The sequence below is a fragment of the Thalassospira sp. CH_XMU1458 genome (assembly GCF_037027205.1).
Classification (GTDB): domain Bacteria; phylum Pseudomonadota; class Alphaproteobacteria; order Rhodospirillales; family Thalassospiraceae; genus Thalassospira; species Thalassospira tepidiphila.
Window position 1 is genome coordinate 296187 of sequence record NZ_JAYMDW010000003.1, and the last position, 13443, is coordinate 309629.

The window sequence follows — 13443 nt, forward strand, 5'->3', positions numbered from 1 at the left end:
AAGCTCTGTGAAACAGAGCGGGCAACTTAGTTACATTTAGCGCCCGGGAAGCCGTCTGCGATCCAGTCCGCAGCAGCAACACCTTCCGGGGGTGTTACGCATTCGCCATCAAACGAAACAGCGTTCTTGATCGAGGCAACGCCGTCTTCGTAGTGGTATTCACCATAGGTGATACCCTGCATGGCCTGATGACCATTGCCGCGTGCCATTTCAACCGTGCCCGAAACCGACTCAAAGGTTGCACCTTTCATCGCAGCAGCAAGTTGCTCTGCCGACGGGATTTCCTTATCGGCGACACCGGCATTCTCGGCGGCATACTTCAGACCCAGGATCGCCTGGGCCATCTTGGTTGCCGGATAGACCGGCTCAAGGTCATAGGCGTTCTGATAGACACCCTCAAACCAGGTGTTCAGTTCGTTGTCCGGGGCAAACTGGCCAAACGGGCCACGTGCACCGATGATCATGCCGTTCGGGGCCTGATCCTTGTAGGTGGCAAAGGATGCTTCGCCGCAGGTCAGAAGGCCGGTTGCATCTTCGAGCAGGCCACGGGCATTTGCCTGCAGAACCAGGGCTTCCATATCACCGCCCCAGAAGGAGCTGTGAACGATTTCCGGGCGTTTCACGGACAGGGCAGAGATTTCAGCACCGTACTGGCCCTGATAGATTTTCGGGAACTGTTCTTCGACAACTTCTGCTTCAGGGAGGAGTGCCGATGCAGCGGCGGTGAAGTCAGCCCAGCTGTCCTGACCCCAGGAATAGTTCTGCTGGATACCGGCAAGACGGGTAACGTCCGGGCGGGTTGCCGCAAGGTAGCGAACCGCACCGATGTTATCGACAGATGCGTCAAGGCCGGTACGGAACATGTATTGCGCGTCCGGGTTATCCGCAAACAGACGGGGAGTACCGCAATCATAAGCGATGGTGAAGGTTTTCAGTTCTTCGGCAACCGGAGCAATTGCCAGGCAGTCACCCGAAGAAACATAGCCGATGACGGCATCGACTTTCTGACGCTGAACAAGGTTGCGGTATTCTTCAACCTGCTTGGTTGCACCACCGGCTTCGTCGATGATGACGGCTTCGATTTCAGCACCATTGATGCCGATCTTGTCGTATGGTGCGGGCAGGTTGCCCTTGTTCAGCTCTTCAACAAGAACCTTGGCGGCATTTGCCGACGGAACGCCGAAGGGACCAGCTGCCGGACCGGACAGGAAGGTCACGATCCCGACGCGGAATTTGCCGTTCTCAGCGGCCGATGCAGAACCGGCTGCGCCAGCTGCAAGGGCAAGCGCTGCGACGCCCGATACAAGGTATTTGCTGAATTTTGATTTATTGTTCTTCACTATTTCCTCCCTTGGGAAAGGTCATGGAGTTGGCGGTGGAACTGCCTCCGACCCGCCAGCCACGGCATCGCGGCGACGTTTGACCATCTCTTTTGATGGTTTGAGGTCTTCGGCATCGTAGATCGCCCAGTTCCCCACCATCAGTTTCGATGGCGGAAAGTCTTCGTTGTGGACGACCGTGCCCACGGCTTGCGCCTGGACAATCTGGTGAGTTTCGGGATCGATATAGGATGCAAACCCCGGCGGATCTTCGGGCAGGGCCAGTTGCAATCCTTCAAGTGCGGTGATGAGCGCGCGGTCATCGTCAACGCCGCCAGCCTTTTCAATGGCGCGTGCAATGGCGATGATCCCGGTATAGGCGCCTTCGGCCGCATAGGTCGGATAACGCCCGGTCATGTCGTGAAACTGTTTGACGAACCGCTTGTTGCGGCCGGTTTCGGGCCAGTTATTGTGATGGCGCGCCGACAGGATCAAACCCGGATAGGGCTGATCACCAAGGGCCATCATCACATCGTAATTAGCACCGGTATCGAAATTGGCCAGACGGGTGGTTTCAAAGAAACGGGTTGATGCCGCCTGTTTGATAAAGGCGATGAAGTCCCCGCCCCAAAGGGCGGTTACGACCACGTCGGCCTTCGCCGATTGCAGGGCGTTGATATAGATCGAATAATCCGGCTCATAGAGCTTCGGCCACAGATCGCCGACGGTCTCATATTCGACACCCAATTCATCAAGGGCAAGTTGCAGATCCGTCCAGGAAACATGGCCGTAATCATAATCCGGTCCGACAAAGGCAAGGCGTTTCCAGCCGGTTTCCTTTTGCAGGTCGCGTAAATAACGCGCACCGGCGGCCATCGACGTCCAGCTGTCATTGGTGACGCGGAAGTAATAATCGTGACCGGCCTCGATGCTGAGCCGCGATGATGCATGATCGGTACCGACCATGATGATCTTTTCGTTTTTGGCGAGATCGCTCACGGCGTGGGCCACACCTGATGACACGATGCCACAGAAGAACTTGGCATTGTCATTGGTGATGAAATCCTGTGCCAGACGGACCGCATAGGATGCCTTTGATCGCGGGTCATCGGCGATGACGCGCAGATTGGGCACATCCAGGCCGGACTTTGCTTCGGCTTCGAGGTCCTGAATGGCGATCTTGATGCCGGAAATACTGTCGCGGCCATAGGTGGCCGACCGTCCGGTCATCGGGTACAAACAGCCGATGACAGCATCTGCGTTCTGTGCAGATGCGCCCAGCTCAAAACGTTCTGCCTGTGCGGTATTGGCCGCAAACAGTGCGAACGTGGCTACAATAATGGTGATGCACCCGGAAACCGGGTGTTTGAGCATCTCCATGACTTTCCTCCCTGCGAATGGTTGTTCCATCCGCGTTTGTACCTTTGTCTCGCTATTCCGCAAAGGCTGTGCCAGTTGCGAAATTTCGGCGCAAAGTCAGGAAAGCCGAGCGATTGACTGTTTTGGGCCAAAATCATAGAGCGGCCTTGAGCGCGAATTTGAGCGTTAGGCGCTCAAACAGCAAAACACCCTTGAGCGGAAACCGCTCAAGGGTGCATCGGAAATGCTTCGGGTTGGGGATAAGTTATTGCAGGCCCAGCCTTTGTAGTCGGCGTTTCAGGGCATGACGTGAAATACCAAGTATTTCTGCCGCACGGCCTTTGTGACCGTCGGCCTGATCAAGTGCATCTTGTACCAGATGACGCTCGGTGTTGTCCATGCGGTCCTGCAATTGCGCATTGCCATCCGAAACTCCGCCATGCCGATCATCCGGGTTATCATCCGTTACGTGGAATTCAGCCGGCAGCAGATCCGTTGAAATCTGTTTGGACGGATAAAGAATGGTCAGACGCTCAATCAGGTTTTTAAGTTCGCGCACATTGCCGCGCCAGCGATGATGGCGCAGCAGATCAAGGGTTGCATCGTCAAAATGGATCGGATGGCATCCTTCGGCCTTTGCCTGATGATCGGCGAAATGGTCGACCAGTTTGATAATGTCCTCGCCGCGGTGGCGCAGTGCCGGGATATCAATGGTGATGACGTTCAGGCGGTAAAACAGGTCTTCACGGAAATTGCCCAGACGAACTTCCTCGGCAAGGTCGCGGTTGGTCGCGGCAATTACGCGGACATCGGCCGATGCGGAATGTTCGCTCCCGACCGGGCGATAGTCGCCGTTTTCAAGGAAGTGCAAAAACTTCGCCTGCAGCGCCAGCGGCAATTCGCCGATTTCATCCAGAAACAGACTGCCGCCATCGGCAAGACGGACAAGGCCGGTGCGTTTCTGATGCGCACCGGTGTAGGAGCCCTTTTCGGCGCCAAACAGTTCGCTTTCGATCAGCTGTTCCGGCAGGGCGGCACAGTTGACTTCGATAAAGGCGTTGGAAGCACGCGGGCTTTGGCCGTGAATGGCACGCGCAACCAGCGCCTTGCCGGTCCCGGACTCCCCTTGCAACAGGATGCGGCTGGCACTGCTTTGTGCGACACGGTCGATCGTTGTGCGCAATTCGCGCATCGGCGCGCATTCGCCAATCAGACCGTTGGTCGGGACATTGCGCTTGCGGTGGTAATCAAGCTCAAGTGCGGTGCGGTTCTGATCAAGGGTGGTGTTGATCGTGTGGATCAGCTCATCAAGTTCGAACGGCTTGCTCAGGTAATCGGCCGCACCGAGTTTGACGGCCTTCACCGCTGCACGCGTGTCACCATGGGCCGAAATCATGATGACGGGCACGTCGATATCAAGTTTGCGGATGCTATCAAGGACCTCCATGCCATCGGCACCGGGCAGGCGCAGATCAAGCAGGATGATATCGAACTTGTTTTCACGGACTTGCAAAAACGCATCTTCACCGGAATGGACGCCGGTGACATCCATGCCTTCGGTACGAAGCGCAAAGCTTAGCGATCGGACGAATGATTCCTCATCATCAACGATCAGAATCCTGATCTGGCGGGGCATTTTTCGATGTTTCCTCCTTTGAAGTTTCCGATTTCGTTGCCGGGAACTTCAATGTGATTGTCGTGCCCTCTTGCGGGGCACTTTCAATATTGATTGAACCGTTATTTGACTCGACCAGTTGTTGGCTGATTGTCAGGCCAAGTCCGGTTCCTTTGCTTTTCATGGTAAAAAATGGTTGCACGACGTCAAGCAAATGCTCTTTGGGGATGCCCGAACCATCATCGGTGACGCGGATTTCGACCTGATCCTGATGGCGCTCTGCGCGCAGGCTCACCGTGCCGCCTGGCTGGCAGGCCTGAATGGCATTGATCCCGATATTCAGCAGGATCTGCAGTACCTGATCCGGGTCGACAAAGATCGTCAGGCGGGAATCGCCGCTGGTGTAAAACCGCACCTGGGCCTCTTCGGCGACCGGGGTCAGGACGCGCGATGACTGTCGGAACAGATCCCGTATTTCGGTTTCCTGCGGGCAGGCTTCACCGGGTCGGCCATAAGCCAGAAGATCATTCACCACGCGTGATAGACGATCAATCTGGTGGCCCATATCATCCAAAAGTGTTTTGCGCTCGCCATCGGGTTCCTTGCGCACAAGGGCCTGAACGGTGGTTTTCATCGTCGCCAGCGGATTGCGGACCTCATGCGCCACACCGGTGGCAAACTGGCCCAGAACAGCAAGCTTTTCGGCGCGCACTGTCCGGTCAATCAGGTCTTTAAGCTGCCAGGCCATGGTGTTGAAGGCCTTGGCGACCGTGCTGATTTCATCGCGACGGCGACCTTCGGGCAGGCGGTAATACAGATCGCCTGATGCAATACTGTGTGCCCCCTGAACAAGTGTATCGACCCGTCGCCGCAGGCTGCGCGACAGGGCAAAAAAGATCGCCAGAATAACAACAATGATGACGGCGGCTGTCACCGCTAGCCAAAAGCGCGTTTCATCAATCGGCTGCAGGATGGTACCCGGTCGAACACTCATTACAAGGTTCCATCCCGGAAGGATGCTGGGGCCCTCGATCAGTTCGCTAGTGACCTCGGTCGGGCGCCCGGTGGCATCAAGAACAATACCGCCCGGCGTGCGCAAAAGCGGATCAATCACGCCCGACACCCCGGCACTTGCCAGAAGCTCGGTCAGGGATGCCAGACGCACATGCAGGGCGACAGACGTGTTCTGCCCCAGACCGGTGTCGCGAATATGGGCCCGCATCAAGATCCAGCCGGAATTGCCATTTTCAGGCAATTTGGGGCCGATAAACTCAATACCTTCATGCTCGACACGCGGCAGGCCGGAAATATCCCAGCCGTTTTTCGACCAATAAGGCGGTCCCGACGCGGCTTGGCCTGCGACCAACCGATCAAGATTATCGTACCAGTCAAAAAACAGCACACCATAAAGGTCGGGCGAATCTGCCTCCACCCGAAGCAGCGTCAGGGCCTCTTCCGCCTGTGGGGAGTTCGGCGCTTCAATAAAGGCAGGCAGGGCCGGGTGGTTTGACAGCGTAACCAACTGATAGATGCGCGCATCTAGAAAGGCAGAAAGCTTGTTTGACGTCGCCGCGACCTGCGCGCTGAGCCGTTCGCCTGTCAGACGGTCAATCAGTTCATTGGAAAAACGCTGATAAAAGAAACTGAGTGCCAGAAGCGCGCACACGACAACACCGACCGATAACAAGGTATATCGGCCTACAAGGCTTAGTCGTTGATTTCGGGACCAATGAAATCCGGCCAAAAGCGTTCCCTTGAATTAGGACTCGATTCTCGAACTATAAATTGGCCCACCTGCCAAAGAAACGTGTTTAATTTAAATGCTCAAGTTTGACGGCGAGGAGGCATCCAGAGATTTAGCGATGCGCCATGTTTGCGGTGCTGCAGGCGAGTGTCACAGCACCCCACTCCATTACCTGCGCCAGGCATTTCTCATAGCGGCTGGTTTGATCGGGTGAAAGTCGATCTGCGACTTCCGTCCAAAGTGCCACGCCATAGGTTGCCGCGCTGATTTGCATATAATCTTGGGCATACTGCTCTGGCGTGTCGCTGGCGATGATTTCTGATGTCGTCTGTTGCCAGTATGCCAAAAGCTTCTTTGCCAGCTCGGTATCACCGCGGGTGCCCGCAATCAGGTCGCTGATCAGGGCCTCGAACGCCTTGGCACTTGCGCCGTCCTTGTGGCGGGTCAAACGACCGGCAAGGGTCAGGGCATGAATGCCGTTTGTGCCTTCATAAATCTGGCAGATGCGCGCATCGCGAAGTGTTTGTTCCACCCGGTATTCTCGCAAATAACCATAACCGCCAAGCACCTGTATGCCGATCTGGGCAGCTTCAACCCCGGCATCGGTGCAGAACGATTTGCAAATCGGGGTCAGGAATTCGATCAGGTCGGAATTTGTACCGGTCTCCATCAACGCAAAGGTCTTATAGGCCATCAACCGGCCGGTCATCGCCAGCATGTCCTGGCGGGCCAGCATGCGCGCAACGTCGTGATGCTGATCAATGGAAATCGATTGACCGGTATTTCGGTCGCGGCCTTGCGTGCGCTCTGCGGCATAGCTCTGGGCGATGTGATGGGCGCGGGTGGCATGTGCCACCCCCTGCAACGCGACATCAAGGCGGGCATGGTTCATCATGGTGAACATACACATCAAACCCTTGCCAACCTGGCCAATCGGGGTGGCGGTTGCACTGTCAAACGCCATTTGGCAGGTGGGGGAGGCATGCAAACCCATCTTTTCTTCGATCCGGGTGACCGTGATGGCGTTGCGTTCCGTGTCGCCAATATCGGACGGGCACAGAAACAGCGTCAGCCCCCGAACCCCGTCTTCGCGGGTGCCGGTCCGCGCCAGAACCAGATGCAGGATTTCATCACTCAGATCCTGATCCCCGCCAGAAATAAAGATCTTCTCCCCGGTCAGAACCCAACTGCCATCTTCTTGCGGGCTTGCGACCGTGCGGATATCCGAAAGATCCGATCCTGCTTGCGGTTCGGTCAGGCACATGGTGGCAAGGTGGCTGCCCGATGCCAGTTTTGAAAGCCAGGTCTGGCGTTGGTCATCGGTGCCAAATTGCGCAATCAGTCTGGCGGCACCGGGGACAAGTCCGGTGACCATCTGAAAGGAATGACAGGCCCCGGCCAGTATTTCGCTGATCGCGCCACAGACGGTGGCCGGGGCGCCCTGACCACCAAATTCCTCGGCCAGTGAAATCGATTGCCATCCCTGTTCGACATAGGCCTGATAGGCGTTGCTGAAACCCGATGGCATCCGGACCCGGCCATTTTCGATCCGGCAGCCTTCCTGATCGCCCGGCTCATCCATCGGGGCGATGACGTCTTCGGCAAAGCGGGCAAAATGATCCAGAATTTCGCGGGTGATTTCCGCATCAAAGCCGTGTTCTGCAGCACCGTTTTCATCACCGGTCACTGACAGGGCAAACAGAATATCGTTAATCGGCGCTTTGAAGGGGATCACGACGGTGTCTCTTAAGCTTGCGTTTCCTGATGGAGTGTCAGACGGATAACCTTGTCTTCTGACAAGGCGGCCTTGACTGCATCGGGTACGGGAACAGCAACCAGACTTGCCGGGTTGTCCGGGTTGGCGCGGCCCCAGACGCGGGTTTGCGATCCTTCAAGCAAGGTGGTTTCACCCAGCGTAAAGCGATGGGAAAGGTCGAACGATTTGCCGCCCCAGCGTGATACTTCGACGTGATGCACGATCAAATCCCCGACCCGGGCAGGCGCCATAAAGCTGGCATCACCACGCACCAGCGGCGTTCCGCGAAAATCGCCATCCTTTGCGATCATCGTGGCAAGGTCGAACCCGGCAACTGACAACAAGGCCAGAAGGCCGCCTTCCATCCAGTCATAGAAGTTCGGGTTATAGACAATCCGGGCCGGGTCACAGTGACCCCATTCAACACGGATTTCACGGGACAGTCGCAACATGGAACCTTACCTGATCTAAGCGTTATTTTACCTGCTGAATACGGATCAGCATCTCTACAAGGTGTGCGCGTTCGTCGGGATCAAACCCTTCCAGAAGCTTGTCTTCGTGCTTTTGAACCGCACGGCTGGCCTCAAGGAAAAGCTCGATCCCCTTTGCGGTGGTGCGCAGCGCATAGACACGACGATCGGTTGGCACCTTGTTGCGCACGATTAATCCGCGCGCCTGAAGTTCATCGACCATGACGACAATGTTCGACCGTTCCATGGCAAGCGACCGCGCCAGATCGGTCTGACTGATGTCTGGGTTTTCATTGATGATGGCAAGCGCGCTATAGGTCGTCGGCTTCAGATCAAGATGCGTCAGGCTGGCGACAAAATCGCTATGGATCGACATATAGGCACGCTTGAGGTTATAGCCGACAAAGCCGCGCAGCGGACTGTCGGGCGACAATCCCGCAATACCGGTATCCGTATCGTTTTTCTTCTTTTTGTTTGCTTGCAACGGTGTCTCCATCTTTTTGGACGCGGCTATCCTGTGACGATATCCACCAGCCAGAATGTCAGTACCGGGAACGCGACAATGATCGCGATGCGCAGGCACTCGACCAGCAGGAACGGCACCGCCCCGCGGAAAATCTTGCGGGTCGGAATATCGGGTGCCATCGCCGATATCATAAACAGATTAAGCCCGACCGGGGGTGTGATCATCCCCAGTTCAACAACAATCAGGGTGATGATACCAAACCACAGCGCCTGATGGGTCGGGTCCATCCCGAAATCCATCGCCATAAAGGCCGGGAAAAATACCGGCACGGTCAAAAGGATCATCGACAGGCTGTCCATGATGCACCCCATGACGATGTAAAACAGGATCACCACCATCAGAACCGTCATCGGCGCGATCCCGGCCGTGCCGACCCACTCGGCGGCCATGGTCGGTACGCGGGTCAGGGCAAGCGCGACATTAAAAAGATCTGCGCCAAAAATGATGGCAAAGATCATTGCCGTGGTTCCGGCAGTCTCGATCACGCATTCAAAGAGGCCCTTCACCGACAGGCTGCGCATCAGGAAACCGGTCAGCGCAATCAGAACCACCCCAACAGATGCCCCTTCGGCCGGCGTAAAGACACCGCCATAAATCCCGCCCAGAACAGCAATGAAAACAAGCGCAACATGCCAGATCCCGCCAAGCGACCTGATGCGTTCGCGCATCGGGAGTCCGGCATGGGCCGGGCCTTCTTCGGGAAACAGGCGAACGTAAACGCCAATCGCCAGGATAAAGCCAAGCACGGCCAGAAGCCCCGGAATGGTCGCGGCGAGGAACAGTTTGACGATGTTCTGTTCAGTCAGAAGCGCATAAATGATCAAAACCACCGATGGCGGGATCAGAATGCCAAGCGTGCCGCCCGCGGCAAGTGTTCCGGCCCCAAGTGCGCCGGAATATCCGTGGCGCCGCATTTCGGGCAAGGCAACGCGTCCCATGGTGGTTGCGGTCGCAATCGAGGACCCGCAAATCGATCCGAACGCCGCACAGCCGGCAACCGATGCCATGGCAAGTCCACCCCGCCAATGACCAAGCCAGGCATTGGATGCGGTAAAGATTGCGCGGCTGATGCCCGTCCGGGTGGCGATCTGCCCCATCAGGATAAACAGCGGAATGACGGCAAGGTCATAGGAAATGTACTTATCGACAATTGCGGTCTTGAGATAAGCCGACAGCGGCAACCATCCCGACAGGACCACATATCCGCCCGCCCCGACAACGGCCATTGCCAATGCAATCGGCATGCGCAGGAAAATAAGCGCCAGCAGGACGACGACCATAATGATGCTGATTTCAACCGGGCTCATTGTGGGGCATCCGTTTGCGATGAGGTGGTTGGGCGAACAAACTGTTCGATCACGTTCGACAAGGCGGTCAGGGCTGAAAGCCCAAGCCCGAACAGTGCGAAGCCGTAGATAATCCAGGTGGGCATTCTCAAAAGCATGCTGCGGTCGTTATAATCAAACATATCAATCAGGCCGTAAGCGACCCGCCAGGAAATAATCACCCAGCCACAACAGAACAGGATCTCCCAGAGTTGATCCAGAATGGTGCGGGTGCGTTGGGGGAAGGCCATGCTGAAAATGTCGACCATGACATGGTTGCCCTTGCGTTGGCACAACGGCAAAAACAGAAATGCGGCAATCCCGCATCCCATTTCGACAATTTCAAAGTCACCACGAATGCCGCCAATGCCGATATATCGCATCGTCACGGACAGCGTTACCGTGACGGCGACAGCAAGCATGACGGCACCCGCAACGGCAGCGGATGCAATGCAGGCACGATCAACAAACTGACCAAGAAAATGAATGGGCGCAGCGCGATTGCCGCGCCCATTGTGATCACGGGTGGCGCCTGACATGTCAGGCGGTCTCGGCGTCGATCAGCTGATTAAGGCGATCAATCATCGCCTTGCCATCATGTCCGGCATCATTGAGGGTCTCGATCCACTCATCGACGACCGGCTGGGTCGCAGACTGCCAACGTTCGATTTCGTCTTTGGGAATCTCGACGAACTTGTTGCCGCGATCGGCACACATTTTGTAGCCAACCGATTCAAAGCTATCGAACTGTTTGCCAATCTGGCGTGACAGATCGATACCGGAATTGGCATCAATCACTGCTTTCAGATCATCGGGCATACTGTCATAGGCATTGCCCGCCATCAAAAGCGCAAACGAGTTGGCATAAAGACCGCGTCCGCCTTCTGCCGGGGCGCAATGCACGGATGTCAGTTCATGCAGTTTGAAGGCCGGAACCACTTCATAGGGCAGGCAGGTGCCATCAATCACGCCATTGGCAAGACCGACGGCCATTTCCGTAACCGGGAAGAAGATCGGCTCGGCGCCCAGAATGGACAGGGCCTTACCAACATTCTGGTTCGGGGCGCGGATTTGCAGGCCGTCAAGATCAGCCTGATTTTCAATCGCCTTGTCGCGCATGTGGAACTTGCCACCGGCATGAACATGATAGGCCAATGGCTTCATGCCACGGTATTCGTCCTGACCAAACTCATCCATGAACTTGTGCATGGCAACCGATGTTGCCTCGGCCGTTGTCACCATGAAGGGCAGGCTCAGCGTTTCGGAAATCGGATAACGACCCGGGGTGTAGACGGTTAGCGTCCAGGCGATATCCACAACGTTGTTTGCCACCTGTTCGGCAAGCTGCGGCGGTTTGCCGCCAAGCTGCATGGCCGGGAAAATCTGAATATCGATACGGCCATCGGACTGTTCGCGGATGGTCTTGGACCACGGTTCGAAGAACGCCTTGTGCATCGGTGCAACCGGCGGCAACATATGATGCAGACGAAGGGTCACTTCGGCTGCGCGTGCCTTGCCAATGATTGCAGGCGCTGCAAGTGCGCCGCCCATGATGCCGAGCATCTGGCGGCGATTAACGGAAAATCCTGACATCGAACGTCTCCTCACATTATGGGCGCACCGGTTTTTTGGGTGGCCCTGTTCCTTCCTGATTGTTCTGGCGTCCGCTTTGTGCGGTTTCTTGCCGATCCTTGATCTTATGGTATGCGATCTGATGGCCGCAATTATCTGCGGCTCTGTTATAGGCGGTTACTTGAAATTCGGTGCACGTTTTTCAAGGAACGCCTTCAATCCTTCCTGTGCATCTTCGCTGGTTTGCGTCAGGGCGGCACACAGGCTTTCGGTAAACAGGCCATCGGTTTTTGCCATGTCTTCGATCCGTGACAGGGCCTGGATCATGACATAGTTCGAAAGCTGCGCATTTTCGGCAACCGTATTGGCAAGCTCGATGGCCTTTTCTTCGGCGGCTTCCTCGCTGTCACAAACATAATGCGTCAGGCCAAGGCGAAGGCCGTCTTCGGCGTTGTATTTGCGCCCGGTCAGCATCATCTCGATCATGCGATCCGCACCCAGAATCCGGCCGACCCGGACCGATGCACCGCCGCCAACGAAAATGCCACGGCGCCCTTCGGGAAGCTGGAAAAAGGCGGTTTCATCGGCAATACGAATATGGGTCGCACTGGCCAGTTCAAGGCCGCCACCGATGACCGCCCCCTTAAGCAAGGAAATCACCGGCAATCCACCATACTGGATCATATCCATGATGCGGTGCCAGTTGCGTGAATGGCGCATCGTATCGGCGGCATTGCGCGCAACATGTTCGGCCAAATCAAGCCCGGCTGAAAAATGCCCGCCTTCACCAGCCAGGATAACAACCCGCACCCCTTCTGGCGGATTGGCAAAAAACGCCTCAAATGCTGCCATCAAAGTATCGCTGACCGCGTTACGCTTTTCAGGTCGCGTGATGGTCAAACGGGCAATCGATCCGTTGATTGCGACGTTCAATACGTCATTCGCGCCGTTGGTCATGTTCTTGTTCCTTACGTAAAGCAATCTGGTCTTTATTTTGCCTGCAGGCGAACCGCGCCGTCGATCCGGACGACGGTACCATTCAGCATGGTATTTTCGACGATATGGCGGGCAAGGTCGGCATATTCCTGTGCCTTGCCCAGCCGCTTGGGAAACGGAATGTTGGCTTCAATCGCCTGACGGGCTTCTTCGGGCAGGGTGTCGGTCATTGCGGTGGAAAAAAGACCCGGTGCAATCGCCATCACCCGCACACCGATCCGCGCCAACTCGCGCGCGGCTGGCAACGTCATTGACGCAATCCCGCCCTTTGATGCCGCATAGGCGCACTGGCCGATCTGCCCGTCTTCATACCCGACCGATGATGTGTTGATGATCACGCCGCGTTCGCCATCGTCATTTACCGGGGTTGCTTCCGACAGCAACTGCGCGGCATAGCTCATGGTGATGTAGCTGCCGGTCAGATTGACGTTCAGTGTTTTGACAAAATCATCAATCGGAAGGCTGCCATCGCGTGGCAAGATGCGGTTGGCGGTGCCAATGCCAGCGCAATTCACAAGGATGCGCGGCAGGCCAAGATTTTGTTTCACGGTCTTGAATGCAGCTTCGACCGAGCTTCGGTCTGACACATCGACTTCCAGACCAATTCCGCCAGTTTCACTGGCGACTCGTTTGGCGGCATCGCCGTTGCGATCAAACACCGCGACCTTCGCGCCCGCAACCGCAAATGTGCGTGCGGTGGCGGCACCAAGGCCGCTGCCGCCGCCGGTAATGATGGCGGGAACCTGATTGAGCTGCATTTC

12 protein-coding genes are annotated in these 13443 nt (G+C 56.3%); all 12 read right to left on the bottom strand.

What is annotated here, in order from left to right:
• Positions 1–26: 26 nt before the first annotated feature.
• The 12 genes from WBY09_RS15415 to WBY09_RS15470 all read right to left on the bottom strand — a co-directional run bounded on the left by WBY09_RS15415 (position 27) and on the right by WBY09_RS15470 (position 13440).
• Positions 27–1340, bottom strand: coding sequence for an ABC transporter substrate-binding protein (locus tag WBY09_RS15415; protein ID WP_064781110.1), 1314 nt, complete (start codon positions 1338–1340; stop codon positions 27–29).
• Positions 1341–1361: 21 nt separating this feature from the next.
• Positions 1362–2699 carry an ABC transporter substrate-binding protein gene (locus tag WBY09_RS15420; protein WP_336233189.1) on the bottom strand — a complete coding sequence of 446 codons (1338 nt, stop codon included), beginning with the start codon at positions 2697–2699 and terminating at the stop codon, positions 1362–1364.
• A 244-nt stretch (positions 2700–2943) separates the two neighbouring features.
• Positions 2944–4314, bottom strand: coding sequence for a sigma-54-dependent transcriptional regulator (locus WBY09_RS15425; RefSeq protein ID WP_197146669.1), 1371 nt, complete (start codon positions 4312–4314; stop codon positions 2944–2946).
• On the bottom strand, positions 4283–6037 hold the full coding sequence (locus WBY09_RS15430; protein ID WP_336233190.1) for a sensor histidine kinase: 1755 nt from the start codon (positions 6035–6037) through the stop codon (positions 4283–4285). Before WBY09_RS15430 ends, WBY09_RS15425 begins: the two co-directional genes overlap by 32 nt.
• A gap of 112 nt (positions 6038–6149) precedes the next feature.
• The gene (locus WBY09_RS15435) at positions 6150–7772 is read right to left on the bottom strand and encodes an acyl-CoA dehydrogenase family protein (protein WP_336233192.1); all 1623 of its coding nucleotides are present in this window, start codon (positions 7770–7772) and stop codon (positions 6150–6152) included.
• An 11-nt stretch (positions 7773–7783) separates the two neighbouring features.
• Positions 7784–8245 carry an acyl-CoA thioesterase gene (locus tag WBY09_RS15440; protein ID WP_336233193.1) on the bottom strand — a complete coding sequence of 154 codons (462 nt, stop codon included), beginning with the start codon at positions 8243–8245 and terminating at the stop codon, positions 7784–7786.
• A gap of 22 nt (positions 8246–8267) precedes the next feature.
• Positions 8268–8747, bottom strand: coding sequence for a MarR family winged helix-turn-helix transcriptional regulator (locus tag WBY09_RS15445; RefSeq protein WP_197146673.1), 480 nt, complete (start codon positions 8745–8747; stop codon positions 8268–8270).
• A 26-nt stretch (positions 8748–8773) separates the two neighbouring features.
• Complete coding sequence (locus tag WBY09_RS15450; RefSeq protein WP_064781105.1) at positions 8774–10096, bottom strand: TRAP transporter large permease; 1323 nt, start codon at positions 10094–10096, stop codon at positions 8774–8776.
• Positions 10093–10653, bottom strand: coding sequence for a TRAP transporter small permease (locus tag WBY09_RS15455; protein ID WP_197146674.1), 561 nt, complete (start codon positions 10651–10653; stop codon positions 10093–10095). The genes WBY09_RS15450 and WBY09_RS15455 overlap by 4 nt, the downstream gene beginning before the upstream one ends.
• Position 10654: 1 nt before the next feature.
• A complete protein-coding gene (locus tag WBY09_RS15460; RefSeq protein WP_197146675.1) occupies positions 10655–11707 on the bottom strand; it encodes a TRAP transporter substrate-binding protein in 1053 nt (350 codons plus the stop codon).
• Positions 11708–11863: 156 nt separating this feature from the next.
• Entirely contained in the window at positions 11864–12643 is a 780-nt protein-coding gene (locus tag WBY09_RS15465; RefSeq protein WP_197146676.1) for a crotonase/enoyl-CoA hydratase family protein, read from the bottom strand.
• 32 nt (positions 12644–12675) lie between these two features.
• Complete coding sequence (locus WBY09_RS15470) at positions 12676–13440, bottom strand: SDR family NAD(P)-dependent oxidoreductase (RefSeq protein ID WP_197146677.1); 765 nt, start codon at positions 13438–13440, stop codon at positions 12676–12678.
• Positions 13441–13443: the final 3 nt, after the last annotated feature.